The organism is Corticicoccus populi (assembly GCF_042686195.1).
Taxonomy (GTDB): Bacteria; Bacillota; Bacilli; order Staphylococcales; family Salinicoccaceae; genus Corticicoccus; species Corticicoccus populi.
The window spans coordinates 25783-41709 of record NZ_JBHUOQ010000004.1 but is presented as its reverse complement, the minus strand read 5'-3'; the positions used below and the strand labels follow the sequence as shown (position 1 = coordinate 41709).

Here is a 15927-nt window from a genome sequence, read left to right as displayed (position 1 = left end):
GTTTATAAGTCTTCAAAATTAGTGATGATGAGTGATAAATCATCAGAATTATATTGAATTGTATATTTTGTACGGAATGTTGCAGGGGAATCCAGATTGTCATGATTTCTTCTTGTGGAAGTCTCAATCTCAATGGTGTCGCCATCACGTGAGTAGTTTGAGAATCTGATATTACTGATTGTCATATTTTCAAAATTACTATTGTCGATATTGGATTGAAGCAGGCTTTCGATATCTGAATCTCCCTGGATATAATCCTCGACTTCATTAATGTCTTCCATGAAGTACATACTTTGCAGTGCAGTAAAGTAACTTCTGATAAATGATTCTGTTTCATCTTCTAAATTTTCTTCAAAATCTTCACGTTGTTCTTCAACGGCTTCTCTTTCCTGAACAGTATCATAATGGTTCGTGATTGCTTCATCATCAAACTGCACTTCAATTTCGTGGTGGGGGAGTTCCGGGTTGTACTGCCCTGATAAGTCCTCAGGTGATATGTTTAATGTGACCGGAGACATATCAAATGTTTCACCTTCGAAATTTAATTGTCCTGTAAATTCATATTCCTCGCCGTTTTTCAGAGGACCTACAAAGGTGGAGTCAAAGCCGGGAAGTTCTGTCTCTTCAACTTCTTCACCATTCATATTAAAGGAGATATCATCTTCTGAAATATCATATAAATATGAGGAGGGCAGAGAGGCTGAGAATGATACATAATATAAATCCACATCGAGATCAGCACCAACATTGCCAGAAGAGTCATAGTCGGCAAAATCAATAGAAACTCTTGCATCAAAGCTTTCCCCGTCTTTAATTCCTGTACCGGAAAAAGTGTATTTCCCGGGAATTAATTCATTGAATTTTTCTTCGCTGGTCTGCCATTCCACAGTATCGCCGTTCAGTTCATAAGAGAATGTATCCACGATATTGTTGTTGTTCGTCATCACATTGTACTTGGGGATTGTGACAGCGTAATCGTCAAATAAACCGAGATGTTTTCCTGTTTGTTCTACGGCGGCAAGGTCATAGCCGTTAGAGGTAATATTTGGACTGGAACCATCATTTGAAAGATTCTCTTTAACCTCATTCATCCATGAACCAAACTGGGAAAATCCAATTTCATTATCTACAAATGCGATATATGCAGCTGCTTCTTCATCTGATATGTCTGTTGAAACTGCATCTTTTAGTGCAGCGGGATCTTCATTCGCAACGGCATTATTGAAATCGTCAACCATACCATCCGGGGAATATACACTCTCGAGTATTTTATAAGTAATGAATAAAGCAGCAGCAAGAACCAGGACGCCACCAATACTGCCGAAAAGAATCTTTTTCTTTTTAGGGTCCATCGGTTTTTGTGGTTCTGATGGCGGTGTTTTTCTGGTGTATTCTGAGTGTGCAGTATTATTTTCATTTTGTGTGCTTTCTGACTGATTAGTACCACACTGTGTACAGACTTTTGAGTCATCTCTCAATTTTGCACCGCAGTTTTTACAAAACTTCATATTTATCTCCTCCACTTGTAATTAAAAAAAGCTGTTGAATTCATTAAAGAACGATGCTGTTGCCTGTGCTACTACAACTCTGATAATAATGTAGTAGGCAATGGCACTGAGTACGATATAGATTGCTATGGAATAGTAAGTGTCAAATTTTGCATTATTGTTCTCAGCGTATTTAAGAAAAATATATAATGGTGAGAAGGAAAATAACGCTGCACCGATAAAAAAGAAAAAAGCACCAATTTCATATAATGAAATCAAATTTAACAGTATACCGATGATGAAAAGACTGATGATGATAATTGAAGTAATTGAAAAATCATATAGAACTTTCTCAATAGGTGCGGAATTAACAGTAAGAACTTTATTCATTAAAAAAGTAATGAAGAAAAACAGCGCGAATATCAAGACTGCATATAAGAATGTATAGAAAAATACAGATATAGGAACGAAAGCTTCACCATAAAAACCTTGAACACTCGATGTAGTACTTCTCATTGTAATAAATGCAAGTAAGCTGAAGAGTAAGAGCAAGGCAGCAGGGACACCTCCGGAAACAGCAGCGGGAGAGAATGATTTTGAGCTGATTAGTTGAGCAGGCTGGACAAAGGCACTTTTGATCAGATTCCAACTGTCATTGAATAATGTGCCTGTGTTGGTACTGCGGGATTCTGTATTCGTTTCTGAAGTAGACTCATTGTTTATGTATGATTCATTTTGTTTTCCGGCTTGTGTCACTGAGCTTACCTCATGACCGCATTCACCGCAAAATCTATCACCGCTGAATACTTCTGAACCACAATTTTGGCATTTCATATTATTGTTACCTCCAATAGTTATTTTTACCAATTATAGCATTGAGAGTAATGCCTAACAATACTCTCAATTAGATAAACTTAGTGACAAAATAGATGACTTAAATTCTAGAGGTAAATAAGAATTTAATGCGTAGAAAATTATGTTATTCATGTGTTTTCATGAAGCTTGCGAGAGTAGGAGTACTAGAAAAGTGAATTTGAGGCATTAAAATACCACCAGAGAATTCCAGAGAAATATCAGGATTACTGGTGGCTGCTTGAAGTGTACTTAAATATGGATATTCATGTCTTCATTTATAAAGAATTCTGCAGTGCGGCCTTTACTTTTTCAGCAACTTCTTTTGGAGACTGTGGATTTTGTCCTGTAATTAGTCTCTGATCTTTAACGGTAAATGATTTGAACGGGATTATGGATTTAGAATATACCGCACCCTGTGTATTTAATAGTGATTCGAGTAGAAAAGGTACATAGTTTGTGCGGCGTGCCAATTTTTCTTCAAGTGTAGAAAAGCCTGTCAGGTGTCTGCCGGAGATGAAGTAGCTGCCGTCTTCGTTTTTTACATCAATCAGTGCAGAAACACCATGGCACACGGCTGAGATAATGCCGTTATTTTTATGAACAGTTAAAATTGCTTTTTGAATATCACTATTTCCCGGGAAATCAAACATTGTTCCATGTCCGCCGGTGAAATAAATGACATCATACAAAGAACTGTCCGCTTCACTGATTTCTCTGGTATTCGAAAGCATCTCCATGAATGTTTCATCTTCATAGTATTTTTGAGTTGTTTTATCAAGCATTGCTTTTGAGATACTGGCGGGATCAATAGGTATCCGTCCGCCGGAAACACTGAACAGGTCAATTTCAAAATCGTTATTATTAAATACATCATAGAAATGAACTAGTTCCCCGAGCCAGAGTCCTGTCGGTTTTCCGGTCCCTGTATATTCAGTTGCACTGGTATTCACAATCATGATTTTCTTCACAATAAACACTCCTTTACGGATTAAATCATTTTGACAATGATTTTTCCTTTTGCTCTGCCGGACTCTGAGTATTCAATGGCTTTTTGTGTGTCTTTAAAAGCAAATACTTTATCAACAACCGGGGTAATTTTGTCATCATTGATGTATGTGTTAATAATGTCCAGCTGTTTACCACTTGATTTCATAAAGAAAAACTCATAATCAACATTATATGTTTTAGAAAGCTTCGTTATTTTCCGAGAAACCATCTTTAACAGTATATTTTTAAACAGATTGAATTGATGTTCTTTACCCGTCTCAACATTTGGTGAACCATTGATGGAGACAATTTTCCCACCTTTTTTTAGTATTTTGAAGGAATCTTCGAGATTCTTTTTACCCATCGTATCGAATACTGCGTCATAATCCTTAAGTACTTTACTGAAGTCGGCGTCTTTATAATTGATTACTTCATCAGCACCCATCGATTTTGCGAGTTCACGGCCTTTATCACTGGTTGTTGTCGCAATATATAAACCCATTATTTTTGCGAGCTGAATGGCAAAAGTACCGATGCCGCCTGAGCCCGCAGGAATAAAAATCTTATCTCCGGCTTTTAAATTCAACCGGTCATTCAGTGCCTGATAGGAAGTCAAACCGACTAAAGGAACAGCTGCCGCTTCTTCAAATGATAAATTTTCAGGCATCGCAGCAATCTCTTTATAATCAACGGAAATATACTCTGCAAAAGTACCAATCTTACTTTTTCTCGGCCGTCCGTATACTTTATCGCCTTTTTTAAAGTCTGTTACTCTGCTGCCGGTATCCACGACTTCGCCGGAAAAATCATTACCCAGGATTAAAGGCATTTTATAATTGAAAAACAGACGAATGCCGCCGCCGTTCCTGATTTTAAAGTCTACCGGATTGATGCTTGCGGCATGAATTTTAACCAGTACTTCATCATCACCGATCACCGGAAAAGGCATATCATTCATTTTTAACGGAGTATTTCCATATTTCTCTATTGTCATTGCTTTCATGGTTTTATTTTTCATTTACTGCACCTCATAAAAAGTCTATTTGTGTATGATTCACTTTCATTATGATTGATTATTTACTATTTACAATATATAATTTTTTAAAGTTGTATAGATTTAGACACTTGTTTAAAAATGTCAATTTAGGATGTGTAAAATGATGAAGCACCATATTACAGATAATATAACAAAAGGGAAGGAAAGAAATCTCAAAGCCTTTTCAAAAGCTATGTTCAATCTCATAGAGTTTAAATCTTTTGATGACATTACAGTGAGTGAAATCTGTGATGAAAGTCATTTTCCGAGAGCGACATTCTATAACTATTTTTATGATAAATTTGATTTGATGAATTACTGCTGGCATTTGATGTCGAAAGATATTGATATGGATATACACAGTGATATGAAATCTGAAGAAGTACTGCTCAATGCTTTTGACGGCTTATATTCATTATTTGAAGACAATCAAGTATCCGTTAAAAAGATATTGAGACATAATACTTGTGAAAGTCAGCTGATTACAAGTTTTTCGAATTTCCTAAACCAGTCGATTAAAGCTGAAATGAGCCGTTGTTTAAACAACAAAGATCTCTCGCTCCCTGTTGGACTTATTTCAAATCATTACAGTAATACGATTATGCTTCTTTTGGAGTGGATTTTTGTCGATAACAACAAAATGACTATCGACAAGGCACATATGTATTTAAAAAGTTTGTTGAATCATCAGTTCGAATCACCGTTGAATGTCATTCACTAAACTAAAATACAAAAGATCTCTGCCTTCTTCTGTAAAGGCAGAGATCTTTTGTAGCTTGTGTTTAACGTTCATACAGTCGATATTTATACTATGACATATTATTTTATGATGGCATTATTGGCAAGTGCTTCAGGTTTGGCACCGAGTATGAGAAGAAAAATCTCTGGTGCATCCTTATACCGGTTATTTTGAATCAGCTTCAAAAAGGCATTGAAATACGGTCTTTCTTTCAGCTGTTTAACTTCACTAATCAGGACATTAAGTACTGACGGCCGGATGAATTTTGGTTTTGGTTCTTTAGAATCATCCGTGATTAAGTCTGCCAGATACATATATGGAACCTGCATCTGCCGGGTCAGACTGGTAACGTGCTTAATGTGCTCATATAATTCAGGGTAGCTGAGGCTGAGTTTGGTCACGTCCTCTTCAATTCGATACAGCGTCTTTTGACTGGTATACATACTTCTCTCTCCTTTCTATTTATCCCACGGTTTTTTGATTTCAATATGATTAGTAATTTCTTTACTGTGTTTTCTGCGTGTCCGGCGCATTTCTGCACGTTCTTCACCGGATCCATATAAATATTTTTCTTCATCTGTTTCTGGAAGAACAGCGGGCACTTTAATCGGCCGTTTGTTATCATCAAGCGCAACGAAAGTCAGAAACGCGGTTGCTGCGACCTGACGTTCTTCAGTGAGTATATCTTCAGTAATTACTTTGCAGAATACTTCCATACTGGTATTCCCTGTATATGAAACAAAAGCATCAATGCAGACGGAGTGAGATTGTGTAATTGGATGGAGAAAATCAATGGAGTCAATGGATGCAGTGACACACTCCTTCGCTCTCGCATGACGTCTTGCAGAAAGGGAGGCGACATTATCAATACGCTTCATTAATACGCCGCCGAAAAGTGTGTTGTAGTTATTTAAGTCATTGGCAAATACCTGATCTACACTGATGACTTTACTGTCTCTTGGATTTTTATACTGTGTCATAAATTACGATACCTTCTTTTTTGTATGATAGTTATCATTGTAATTCATGAATAATAGTAATAAAAATACATAAAATTCATAGAAAATATAGCTTCAGACTATGAAAGCGGTTGATATCAGCTGTCGCTGTAGGCAGCTTCGAAGAAATTGAGCCATTCTCTCGTGAGTGCATTGAGGTGTTCTGCCTTGTTCCAGATGACACCTAATTTCCAGTGCATTTCAGGGTTTGAAATATCTACGGTCACAAAAGACTGGTGAAGCATGGAGGCACTGCTTTTCGGCAGAATACAGACACCCAGGTTGGCATCAATCATCTCCTCGATGAATTTCCACTGCGCTGTCCAGGCGATAATATCCGGGACGAACCCTGCTGTTTTACATGCAGACATAATAATTTCATTCAAATAAAAATCCTCATCAAACATAATCAACTGCTCTTTTTCAAGAAGCGAAAGTTCAATGCTGTTTTCAGCAGCAAACGGGTGATCCTGATGCACCACAAGACTGAGTGGTTCATGGATAAAACGGTAGCTTTCAAACGACTTACTGTGTGTTGGAAGGACTGTAATTCCGACATCAATTTCATTATTTTCAAGATGTTGTTCAATCGCTCTGCTGCCGCCTTCAATCATTTGAAAAGTGACTTCCGGATACTGTCTGTGGAAATCTTTAATCACTTTGATCAGCTTTCTGACATTCATGAGCGGTGGCAGTCCGATTCGGAGCTGTCCCTGATAAATACCCATCATATTTTTTAAATCAGCCGGCAGTCTTTGATGCAGCCTTAAAATTTCTTCACACTGGTCAAAGAGTACTCTGCCTGCATCTGTTAAAGCGAGACGACGCTTATCACGGTCGAATAATGTTACATCAAGTTCTGCTTCAATATCTTTGATGGCTTTACTGAGTGTAGGCTGTGAGATAAATAGTACATCAGCAGCTTCTGTCATTCCCTGTTCTTTAATAATGGTCACAAAATATTTCATCTGTTTAATATCCATAGTGCGTCACCCGTTCTTTTTGTTTCGATATTATTCCCTATTATAGAGGAATTTACCGGCGGATGAGAAGCATTTATTCATTATAAAAAGACAAGCTGTGTTGTGTATTATTCGTCGAAATGATGTAAAATTATAGTAAGCATCAAGGGTAAAGTGAATATGGAAATACGGTAATGATACATCATGTTGTGAGAATGACAGGTATACGGATGATTGCCAATCTTGATTAAGAAGTGAGTGATGATAATGAAAAATACCAGAGTGGACCGTGCATTTAAATTGATTCATGCACCGGAAAAAGATTTATATTATGCACTTTTAAAGTCGAGCATGTTGATCCAGTGGCTGCCGCCTGAAGGTATGACGGGGGAGGTCAATTACTTTGATCCGCAGACCGGCGGTGAATTTAAAATCACTTTGAAATACGATGATGAAGAAATTCAGGGAAAAACGGATGACAGTCACGATGTAGTGAAAGGGAAGTTTGTGGATATGATCCCGCACAAAAAAATTGTGATGGATGTCGTATTTGAGTCGGACCAGCCGGAGTATGGCGGTGTAATGCGGCAGGTGTGGCAGTATGAAAAGCGGAGTTCAGGCACTATGGTGAGTATTGAATGCTTTAATGTCCCGGAGGGAATCAGTCAGGATGACCATGAAACCGGGTTAAATGCATCGCTTAACAACCTGGAGCAGTTTATTGTGAAATAAATAAAGCACCCCTGAAGCTGGATTGTAATTTTCAGCTTCAGGGGTGTATTGTATTTTCCCGGGAAATTTTTATTTCGTGTGAATGATGATATCGGTATCTTTAAAACGCTTATCACCGCTGAAGTTGACAAGTTCAGGTAGTTTCAGGATAGATACTGTGAGCTCGGAAGCTTCATTGAGTGATTGTATGTCACCGATATTTTCATCTTCAAAATAATCATTTTCGAGCATGGCATAAGACCTGTCGCTATTCTGACTGACAGAATTTTCGATGAAATAGTATTCAAGTCCTTTTTCATCAGTGAGTAAAATATAGTGTCTTTCATCGGACGGTTCAGCTGATAAACTAAAGTACGCATCAATCGGAGATAAATTAAAGCTGTTCAGATGGACTGAATCATCTCCAAAAAATACCGTTTGATCCAGTGTAATGCTCTGTGTATCTTTTTTCAGCGGTTCAATGGATGCAGTCGTATGAAAACTACCCAAATCATAGTAATGGACACGCTCATTCCCATTATCATAAAAGAAAAATAATTCCTCAACAAAAATCTCTATTGAGAGTTCACCGTCAGGAATAGCTGTTGTGAACGGCTGAGTGATGACCGTCGACTCAATATTTCCATCAGTTTCAGGGTGTGTGCCGTGTGCCGTGAAACGTGTTGCAGTTATGTTATCATTGATGACCGCTTTCAGCATCATCCGGGCACCTTCAGCACCTTCAGGTAATTCGACATGGAAGCTGTAGATAATGAACTCATCGCCAACCATTAAATCAGTAATACGTATGCCGATATCTTCATACTCAATAGTTTGATTCATAGCGACAGTGTAACGTGAGGCATCTTCAGAAAAAACATCGGTTAAATTGAAATTCAGTTCCTCCAGGAATTGTGATACCTGCGCCTGGATTGTCTGATTTAACATCAGAAGCGGTGACAACAGTAAAATGACAGCTGCAGCCAATGCTAAAACATATCTTTTTTGTTTAAAGCGGCCGGTCGTTTTTTTATTTGAATTCTTACCTTTAAAATTTGAATAGTAATGTTCAATTTCTGAGGTGTGCATCGGCTCTGAAGAGACGTCTCCGGCGTTAATATCATTAAATTTTTCATAAATCTTACTCATTTGAAGCACCCCCCGTCTCTGCCTGAAGCTTCATTTTTTTACGCAGACGCGATATACAGTTATACACATTGCTTGTTTTCATACCGGTCTTTTCTGATGCTTCTTCCGGGCTGAATCCCTCTATATAAATTAAAGTGAGCAGTTCCTGATCAATAAGAGGCAGAGTTTCTATCAGAGAAAACCATTCCATTTCCCATAAAGACAATCCATCATCACTGCGGCCGATGACAGTCATGTCATCGAACGTGTCGACAAGGGCATCTTTGGAGTGCTTTCGAATGATATTAATGGCTTTATATTTAGTGATGACGAGTATCCAGTTTTTAAAAGAAGATTTTTCGGGATGATAATTATCTATATTTTCCCAGACAGCAAAGAGTACATCGTTGATACACTCGTCTATACAGTCACTGTGACTGTATAGATGTCTCAGTGCAGTCATTTTAATTAAGCCGCCGTATTTTTTAAGAATTTTTTTAATCGCTGTTTCATCTCTATGTTTAATTCTTTTAATAATCCGCTTATCACTCATATCCAAACCTGCCCACCTCTTTTCCTGTCTTAATGATACATTCGTCTGATTTCGTGATATTCTATCAACCTAATTATATTTTTATTTCAAATAAAAACAACCTGATACAGAAGTATCAGGCTGGGAAATTAATGCATTATATTCAGCATAACTAAAACGGCGGTTGAGATAAAGAATACAGCAACAGATATACGGGCCGGGGCTTTAACATTAAAAGTGTCTATTCTTAAAATATTTGTGAGTTCCAGCGCTCTCAGACTGCAGAAACCACCCATCGCAGCAGCTGAAATTCCGAATATAAGGAATGTAATAATGATTAAAACTTCCATATAAATTTTAACACTCCCTTCATTGCTTACAGCATACCCTTTATATGGAAAATAAAACTGCCGGGATTCCCGGCAGTTTTACGTTAAAATATTTTATTGATAAATTGGTGGAAGCGGCTGATGTCTGAAATCTGCTGGTTGCACTTCTCACTGTCACGGCAGATGTAATCACCCTTTTTAGTGTAACGACCGTCACTGCCTGTTTTACTTTTATTAAGAAATAAAGAAACATCAGACTCGGTATTGCATATATTACAGAATCCTTTGACTGTCTGCGGTGAAAGATCACCGTAGAAGCCCTGCAGTGTATCGTTCATATCATAGTAGAGAATATATTTTCTCTGGGAGGATATTTCGTTCCAGCCGATAAATGTACTTTCTCTGTACTGTCCGTCACTGATTGAAGGTACTCTGAGCTTTTTCACTTTCCTGAATGTCTTTTCAATCTGCTTTTGAGTCGGTTCAGTAAATGGAATGACATATTCCTTTAAGTGATCAAGAACCTTTTCACACTGAGATTTAGACAGCTTAATATCCATTAAAGTGTCAATCTGTGCATCCAGTGTATCACCAGCATCTTTTAAATAATCTTTAATCAGAAATTTGGTTTCTTCCTGAATATTTTTAATCATTTTTAAGTCGTTGACTGAGTGATAAGTGTTCAATAAGTGGAAAATATGTTTTTTTACAGCGTTATACTGGTATGGGTATATGATTGGTTTCATTTTAAATTATCCTTTCACAATGAATCATCGGTTATTTTTGAAGATACTTTGTGAATGAAATATTTTCTGCAAAGTACCTTGTTATAAGACAGGTGTCTGCAGTATTAAAGATGAGGCATTGTGATACATCATAAATATCATCTCCTGTGGAGCAAAATCGGTTATACCCACTGATTATATCACATTTGATGAAGCTGCATTTTGAAAAATACCCGGGGAAAGCGTATGATAATTTTAAGATTGAATTTCAGAATGAGGGGGAATCGGTGAATGACGGCAAAAAAGATAGTTAAATTATCTATCGGCAGACCAAAACAGATGAATTACAAAGAAGGCGAAATGCTTACCGGAATCGATAAAAAAAGAGTTGAGTCTGCACACTTGGGATTTGATGGTTTTGAAGGGGATGATGTTGCAGATAAAAAGCATCACGGCGGACCGGACCGTGCAGTATGTGTATATCCGCATGAGCACTATGCGTTCTGGGAAAATGAATTCGGTACAGGACTGCCGGACGCACCGTTTGGCGAGAATTTGACAGTTACGAACATGACAGAGCGTGATGTGTGCGTTGGAGACATATACAGAATCGGCTCCGCACTGATTCAAGTCACGCAGGGAAGAATGCCGTGCGTAACGATTAATAAGCAGACACAGAAGCAGAAACTGATGAAAAGAATGATTGATACCGGCTACACAGGCTACTTATGCAGGGTAATTGAACCGGGAACCATTAAACATGATGATGAAGTTGAATGTGTGGAATCCGGTACGGTCAGTGTGTACGAGTCACATGAAGCATACTACCATGATAAAGAGAATATCGAATTGCTGAAAAGAGTAACAGCAGTCGATGTGCTTGCAGACAGATGGAAAACGAGACTTGAAGAGCGTTTAAAACGATTGATGGAAGGTAACTAAATAGATTATTTCCCGGGAAATGTAGTTGTGTGTTTTAGTCCAATGAGGACCCGGATTTGTTCAGAATCAGTAAGAACTCGGGTATGAAAAGGATAGAGATGTTTTGAAGTGATTAAAAAGAGTCCGGATATCCGGACTCTTTATATCTGATCTTCAAGAGCAGCGAGGTTTTCAATAAACGTATTATATATCAGATATGAATACGACGGGAAATCCTGGCTCGCATCCATAAACGGATAGGCAATCATCTGAATCACTTTGTCACCGAGGAAAATAACATATGCTGCGGTGGCGGCACTGCCGGGGTAGTCATCTGTCGGTGCAGCGCTGATCATGAGCTGCTGGAAGACATATCCGTGATGGTTAATCTCAGCAACAGTAAAAACGTCAGGGTCAACTGCCGCAACTTCTTCTATAGATGTAAACTGACCGAGCGTTTCCAGTGTTTCTAAATTAGAGATATCGGCTTCATAGTAACCGGGTGTAATCGATGAGAAAATCAGCTGGTCATTTTCGAAGATAAATGAAATTTCAGCCATCATTGAAGGTTCTCCGGCAGCATCATTATACATTTCATCATCCGGGTATCTGTAAACCACCATATGCACTGTATCTGAAAAGTCCGCTTCATTCTTTTCAAGACCGTCCGGCATTAAATCTTCTATTTCTTCCGGTGTTGATCCGGTGTCATCGGGATTTGTGTATTCCCGTAATGTATAGTTCTCTGTAATGTCCAAATAGTCTTCCCATGCACCGTAGCCGATCTCATTTGTAAACGTGTCGTCCTGAATCATATTAAGGTAATCAGAACCTCTTGTATCCATCTCAATATCTGCAGTACTCGGAATCAGAGCTTCTGTACCTTCCAGGGTCGTTTCAAGTGTATTGCCTTCATCCGGTGTGGTAGGATCTTCATCAGTGACTTCTGTTTCGACAGGGTCTTCTGTATTTTCAAGTGATGTGTCATTTTCTGTCTCACTGCTGTCTTCATTTCCATTCTCGTTTTCTGTGGTGTCCGCTGTACTTTCATCTGAAGAATCTGTTTCACTGCCGGCTTCCGTTTCTTCGGATGCGTTATTTTCTTCCGTAGAACTGTCTTCGTCATTGCTGCATGCGGCGAAAAGCAGCATAAAGGCGGCTGTGATATACATCAAGTATTTCATAATGTTACCTCCTCTTTGAATAAAAACCATTTAAAGGTATATACCCTAAAAAAATAAAATCAGCAGTAAAAATAAAGTATATTAATATGAAATATCATTAAGTTAAGATTTCTTAACATGAAATTAAAACAATCTCCATATTCCTTCTATAACATGATATGTGCAGGAGATACTTTATTTACATTAACTAGGAGGGCATTTCATGAAACTCAATCATCTAACCAGCAGGAAATTAATGATGAAAATAATGGCGGGCGGCCTGCTTGTATCAGCGGCAGCAGGCGGGGAAGTGTATGCAGAAGAAGATGGTTTTAATCCCGAACTCACAGAAGAGAAGCCGGAAGTGGCACCGGTCGAAAAGAATAATACACCAAACCGTGTCATTACGACATTTAACGGGAATACCACATCTGAAATGGGATTCAACTGGTATACAACAGATTTATTTGAAGATGCGAAAGTCTGGGTGTCTGAATCTGAGGACTTCGAAAATGCGGTAGAATTTGAGGCTCAGGCAGAGGAAGTGACTTCAAAATATGGTGAACGTGATGAAGACGGGCACTTTATTTTTGCGGATGTAGAAAAAGATGATGAGGGAGAGACGGTGGAGAAGGACGGTCAGCCTCTGATTAACGGGTATTACACAGACAGTCAGGCAGCAGGCGATGAGTGGATGTACGGCAGTGCAGTCGGTCAGATGGATTTAACGGATGTGACGGAATACTCATACAAAGCACAGGCGGCAGAACTTAAGCCGGATACTACATATTACTACAAAGTCGGCAGTGAATCAGGAGAGCAGAGTGAAACCGGGGAATTTAAAACGTCTGGTGAAAAGGGTGACGCTTTTAAATTTGTACATTATACAGATACACAAAATGCCTATTGGAATGAAAACCTGAGGAATGAAGCGGCATTCGGAGCGGATACTTTAAAGAACGCCCTGGAAACAGCAGAGGATACAGACTTTGTCCTCCATACTGGAGATGTTGTGGAAGTGGCGGAAGTGGAAGATGAATGGGTGGATTTATTTGAGCAGTCACGTGAATCGTTCATGAGTGCACCAATGGCAGTGGTGCCCGGGAATCATGATGAATATGCTCTCGGAAGTTATGAGGAAAGGCTTCCTGAAATATTCAACCAGCATGTCAATGTGCCGGTGACCAATGATAAAGTGGACGGTGGTTCATATTATTCCTTCGATTATAACGGGGTGCATTTTATTACACTGAACACAAATGACAATAAAGAATCTGAAGATAATCCGGAAGGTAAGGCAATCGGAGAGGAACAGATGAACTGGATTACTGAAGATGTGAAGAAGGCGCGGGAAAACGGTGCAGAGTGGATTGTTTTGAATTATCATAAGCCGCTTTATTCGAAATCCTATCATTCATTAGTTGATGAAGATGTGCAGAAAGTCAGAGAGGAATTAACAGCATTAATCGATGAACTGGATATTGATATGGCACTGCAGGGACATGATCATGTCATTTCAAGAACGCATTCGTTGAAGCATGTATCGACGGAGGAGAACTTCTCGAATGCTGTAGTGGAAGATGTGGAAACATTTGAAGGGGACAACGGTGTCGAATACATGAAGAACCCTGACGGCACAGTTTACGTGCTGCCAAATACCGGGGGTACAAAGGAATATGATGATATCTACTCTAAAGGTGTGGATCACGTGCATAAGGTCAGACCGGAGCTTGAGTGGATGACACAGGGAGATATTGATTATTATAACGGCCTTTTCGGCTTCGGCGGCCAGCCGCAGGAAACAGATGATTTTGAGGAATCTCATTCTAACAACCGCGATTCAGACACTCAAAATTTTGCCGTATATGAAGTAGAGGGCGGCGAAATGACAGTCAGCATGTATCAGGTGGAAGGTGAACTGTTAGAAGGTGAAGAGAGAGAAGTCGAGCTTGTCGACCAGTTCGGTATTTCAAAAGATGAAGAATAAAAAAAGATCCGTCACAATTAAGTGACGGATTCTTTTTAGGATTGCTGCGGTGATTCGAATAAGCTTTTATCCTCAAATCTGCTGCCGATTACCATGGACAGCCCGCCGAATAAAATCATTCCGGCAGCAACGAGTGTAATACCTGTGTAACCGAGGCCGGACCCGAGGAGTACACTGCCGAGTGTGGCACCGATTGAGTTGGCAAGGTTGAATACTGACGCAGCGAGTGTACCCGCAAGTGCAGGCGCCTCGACAGCGGCAAAAATGATTTTTGCATTCAGTAACGGAGTAGTACCGAAAGTGCCTGCACCGAATAAAAAGCTTGCGAGGTACGCAAATACAGGTGTACCAAGCATCACCGTGAATAAGAGCAGTATCACACCAAGTGCAGCCATGGTCATAATCAGACGTCTTGTTAACATGTTCGGCTGTACGGCACCGGACAGAAAGTTTCCGCTTACAGCACCGACACCGAATAAGAACATGCTGATGGTGATACCAAGAGCACCAAAGCCTGTAATATCACGGAGCATCGGCTCCATGAATGTGTAGGCGGTAAAGACACCGGAAAAACCGAAGACGATGATGAAAATAACCATTAACACATTCTTGTTTTTAAATACCGATAATTCATTTCTGACTTTAGGAATCTCTTTTGGACGATAGTTCGGTGTAACAAAGAACAGTCCGATTAAAGTAATTACACCAAGTGCAGCAATCATCCAGAAGACAATACGCCAGTCGAGTGTTGCACCGATAAATGAACCGAACGGAACACCAAGCATAATCGCAATCGTCAGACCGCCGTTAATGGCTGCGATACTGCTTGTTTTTTTATGCGGTGGAGAGATTGCCATGGCCAGGCTCATAGTCAGACCGAAAAACGGTGCATGCATCGTTGCAGACAGCAGCCGGGACAAGAGCAGTGTCTCGAAATTCGGAGCAAGAGCAGCGACAACATTACTGCCGATAAAGACAGCGGTCAATATGAGTAACAGCAGTTTAGGTGAGAAACGCAGTGTCAGCAGCCGGACTGCCGGACCGAATACCGTCACACTGATGGCATATACACTCAGCAGTAACCCTGTCGTTGCAACCTGTACATCTAAATCCTGTGCAAACTGGGTCAACAGTCCGGTAACTACATATTCGGTCATCCCGATTGCGAATGTACCAATCATAAAAACGGCAAGAACAACTCTGCGTGAAACATTAACCATGATAAATCCTCCTTTATATATCTGTCTTAAAACATGAGTGATATATTATTACATTTATAGTGTGGTGTCTAGGGGGATTCAGGAAGTTTTTTATAGAAAATGTTTTCATTATTTTCAAGAGTCATATAAAAAGAAGTGAATTTATAT

General features: G+C 39.3%; 17 protein-coding genes. 4 read left to right on the top strand and 13 right to left on the bottom strand.

Annotated features, from left to right (window positions below; genetic code table 11):
• Positions 1 to 2 precede the first annotated feature (2 nt).
• The 4 genes from ACFSX4_RS09840 to ACFSX4_RS09825 all read right to left on the bottom strand — a co-directional run bounded on the left by ACFSX4_RS09840 (position 3) and on the right by ACFSX4_RS09825 (position 4332).
• Complete coding sequence (locus tag ACFSX4_RS09840) at positions 3 to 1508, bottom strand: TcaA NTF2-like domain-containing protein (RefSeq protein ID WP_377774105.1); 1506 nt, start codon at positions 1506 to 1508, stop codon at positions 3 to 5.
• 21 nt (positions 1509 to 1529) lie between these two features.
• Positions 1530 to 2321, bottom strand: coding sequence for a zinc ribbon domain-containing protein (locus ACFSX4_RS09835; protein ID WP_377774103.1), 792 nt, complete (start codon positions 2319 to 2321; stop codon positions 1530 to 1532).
• Between the two features lie 296 nt (positions 2322 to 2617).
• Positions 2618 to 3310 (bottom strand): type 1 glutamine amidotransferase domain-containing protein, encoded by a 693-nt coding sequence (locus tag ACFSX4_RS09830; RefSeq protein WP_377774101.1) that lies wholly within the window; start codon positions 3308 to 3310, stop codon positions 2618 to 2620.
• 20 nt (positions 3311 to 3330) lie between these two features.
• Complete coding sequence (locus tag ACFSX4_RS09825) at positions 3331 to 4332, bottom strand: NADP-dependent oxidoreductase (protein WP_377775365.1); 1002 nt, start codon at positions 4330 to 4332, stop codon at positions 3331 to 3333.
• A gap of 154 nt (positions 4333 to 4486) precedes the next feature.
• Here ACFSX4_RS09825 and ACFSX4_RS09820 point away from each other — a divergent pair, with 154 nt between their 5' ends.
• Positions 4487 to 5086 (top strand): TetR/AcrR family transcriptional regulator, encoded by a 600-nt coding sequence (locus tag ACFSX4_RS09820; RefSeq protein ID WP_377774099.1) that lies wholly within the window; start codon positions 4487 to 4489, stop codon positions 5084 to 5086.
• 98 nt (positions 5087 to 5184) lie between these two features.
• Here the strand turns inward: ACFSX4_RS09820 and ACFSX4_RS09815 are convergent, their stop codons facing one another.
• From ACFSX4_RS09815 to ACFSX4_RS09805, 3 genes are all read right to left on the bottom strand, one after another.
• The gene (locus ACFSX4_RS09815; protein ID WP_377774097.1) at positions 5185 to 5547 is read right to left on the bottom strand and encodes a hypothetical protein; all 363 of its coding nucleotides are present in this window, start codon (positions 5545 to 5547) and stop codon (positions 5185 to 5187) included.
• Between the two features lie 15 nt (positions 5548 to 5562).
• Positions 5563 to 6084, bottom strand: a complete 522-nt coding sequence (locus ACFSX4_RS09810; RefSeq protein ID WP_377774095.1) for an acyl-CoA thioesterase — start codon at positions 6082 to 6084, stop codon at positions 5563 to 5565.
• A 116-nt stretch (positions 6085 to 6200) separates the two neighbouring features.
• Entirely contained in the window at positions 6201 to 7085 is an 885-nt protein-coding gene (locus tag ACFSX4_RS09805; RefSeq protein WP_377774093.1) for a LysR family transcriptional regulator, read from the bottom strand.
• 246 nt (positions 7086 to 7331) lie between these two features.
• Between ACFSX4_RS09805 and ACFSX4_RS09800 the strand changes: the two genes are divergently transcribed.
• On the top strand, positions 7332 to 7796 hold the full coding sequence (locus ACFSX4_RS09800; protein ID WP_377774091.1) for an SRPBCC domain-containing protein: 465 nt from the start codon (positions 7332 to 7334) through the stop codon (positions 7794 to 7796).
• A 69-nt stretch (positions 7797 to 7865) separates the two neighbouring features.
• Here ACFSX4_RS09800 and ACFSX4_RS09795 read toward each other — a convergent pair whose 3' ends face one another.
• The 4 genes from ACFSX4_RS09795 to ACFSX4_RS09780 form a co-directional block, all read right to left on the bottom strand.
• Positions 7866 to 8924 (bottom strand): hypothetical protein, encoded by a 1059-nt coding sequence (locus ACFSX4_RS09795; protein WP_377774089.1) that lies wholly within the window; start codon positions 8922 to 8924, stop codon positions 7866 to 7868.
• The gene (locus tag ACFSX4_RS09790; protein WP_377775363.1) at positions 8917 to 9456 is read right to left on the bottom strand and encodes a sigma-70 family RNA polymerase sigma factor; all 540 of its coding nucleotides are present in this window, start codon (positions 9454 to 9456) and stop codon (positions 8917 to 8919) included. The genes ACFSX4_RS09795 and ACFSX4_RS09790 overlap by 8 nt, the downstream gene beginning before the upstream one ends.
• A 128-nt stretch (positions 9457 to 9584) precedes the next feature.
• Entirely contained in the window at positions 9585 to 9785 is a 201-nt protein-coding gene (locus ACFSX4_RS09785; protein ID WP_377774087.1) for a hypothetical protein, read from the bottom strand.
• A gap of 83 nt (positions 9786 to 9868) precedes the next feature.
• On the bottom strand, positions 9869 to 10510 hold the full coding sequence (locus ACFSX4_RS09780) for a FusB/FusC family EF-G-binding protein (protein ID WP_377774085.1): 642 nt from the start codon (positions 10508 to 10510) through the stop codon (positions 9869 to 9871).
• Between the two features lie 270 nt (positions 10511 to 10780).
• On the opposite strand from ACFSX4_RS09780, the gene ACFSX4_RS09775 reads away from it, so the two are divergent.
• Positions 10781 to 11431: an MOSC domain-containing protein gene (locus ACFSX4_RS09775; RefSeq protein ID WP_377774083.1), complete on the top strand. Its 651-nt coding sequence runs from the start codon at positions 10781 to 10783 to the stop codon at positions 11429 to 11431.
• Positions 11432 to 11571: 140 nt separating this feature from the next.
• Here the strand turns inward: ACFSX4_RS09775 and ACFSX4_RS09770 are convergent, their stop codons facing one another.
• Positions 11572 to 12594: a hypothetical protein gene (locus ACFSX4_RS09770; protein ID WP_377774081.1), complete on the bottom strand. Its 1023-nt coding sequence runs from the start codon at positions 12592 to 12594 to the stop codon at positions 11572 to 11574.
• A 202-nt stretch (positions 12595 to 12796) separates the two neighbouring features.
• On the opposite strand from ACFSX4_RS09770, the gene ACFSX4_RS09765 reads away from it, so the two are divergent.
• Positions 12797 to 14560, top strand: a complete 1764-nt coding sequence (locus ACFSX4_RS09765; RefSeq protein ID WP_377774079.1) for a metallophosphoesterase — start codon at positions 12797 to 12799, stop codon at positions 14558 to 14560.
• Between the two features lie 35 nt (positions 14561 to 14595).
• Here the strand turns inward: ACFSX4_RS09765 and ACFSX4_RS09760 are convergent, their stop codons facing one another.
• Positions 14596 to 15780, bottom strand: coding sequence for an MFS transporter (locus ACFSX4_RS09760; RefSeq protein WP_377774077.1), 1185 nt, complete (start codon positions 15778 to 15780; stop codon positions 14596 to 14598).
• Positions 15781 to 15927 lie beyond the last annotated feature (147 nt).

Coding starts and splice junctions, on each gene's coding strand:
- ACFSX4_RS09840 (WP_377774105.1), bottom strand. CDS start 1,508: ATGAAGTTTTGTAAAAACTGCGGTGCAAAATTGAGAGATGACTCAAAA.
- ACFSX4_RS09835 (WP_377774103.1), bottom strand. CDS start 2,321: ATGAAATGCCAAAATTGTGGTTCAGAAGTATTCAGCGGTGATAGATTT.
- ACFSX4_RS09825 (WP_377775365.1), bottom strand. CDS start 4,332: ATGAAAGCAATGACAATAGAGAAATATGGAAATACTCCGTTAAAAATG.
- ACFSX4_RS09820 (WP_377774099.1), top strand. CDS start 4,487: ATGATGAAGCACCATATTACAGATAATATAACAAAAGGGAAGGAAAGA.
- ACFSX4_RS09815 (WP_377774097.1), bottom strand. CDS start 5,547: ATGTATACCAGTCAAAAGACGCTGTATCGAATTGAAGAGGACGTGACC.
- ACFSX4_RS09810 (WP_377774095.1), bottom strand. CDS start 6,084: ATGACACAGTATAAAAATCCAAGAGACAGTAAAGTCATCAGTGTAGAT.
- ACFSX4_RS09805 (WP_377774093.1), bottom strand. CDS start 7,085: ATGGATATTAAACAGATGAAATATTTTGTGACCATTATTAAAGAACAG.
- ACFSX4_RS09800 (WP_377774091.1), top strand. CDS start 7,332: ATGAAAAATACCAGAGTGGACCGTGCATTTAAATTGATTCATGCACCG.
- ACFSX4_RS09795 (WP_377774089.1), bottom strand. CDS start 8,924: ATGAGTAAGATTTATGAAAAATTTAATGATATTAACGCCGGAGACGTC.
- ACFSX4_RS09790 (WP_377775363.1), bottom strand. CDS start 9,456: ATGAGTGATAAGCGGATTATTAAAAGAATTAAACATAGAGATGAAACA.
- ACFSX4_RS09785 (WP_377774087.1), bottom strand. CDS start 9,785: ATGGAAGTTTTAATCATTATTACATTCCTTATATTCGGAATTTCAGCT.
- ACFSX4_RS09780 (WP_377774085.1), bottom strand. CDS start 10,510: ATGAAACCAATCATATACCCATACCAGTATAACGCTGTAAAAAAACAT.
- ACFSX4_RS09775 (WP_377774083.1), top strand. CDS start 10,781: ATGACGGCAAAAAAGATAGTTAAATTATCTATCGGCAGACCAAAACAG.
- ACFSX4_RS09770 (WP_377774081.1), bottom strand. CDS start 12,594: ATGAAATACTTGATGTATATCACAGCCGCCTTTATGCTGCTTTTCGCC.
- ACFSX4_RS09765 (WP_377774079.1), top strand. CDS start 12,797: ATGAAACTCAATCATCTAACCAGCAGGAAATTAATGATGAAAATAATG.
- ACFSX4_RS09760 (WP_377774077.1), bottom strand. CDS start 15,780: ATGGTTAATGTTTCACGCAGAGTTGTTCTTGCCGTTTTTATGATTGGT.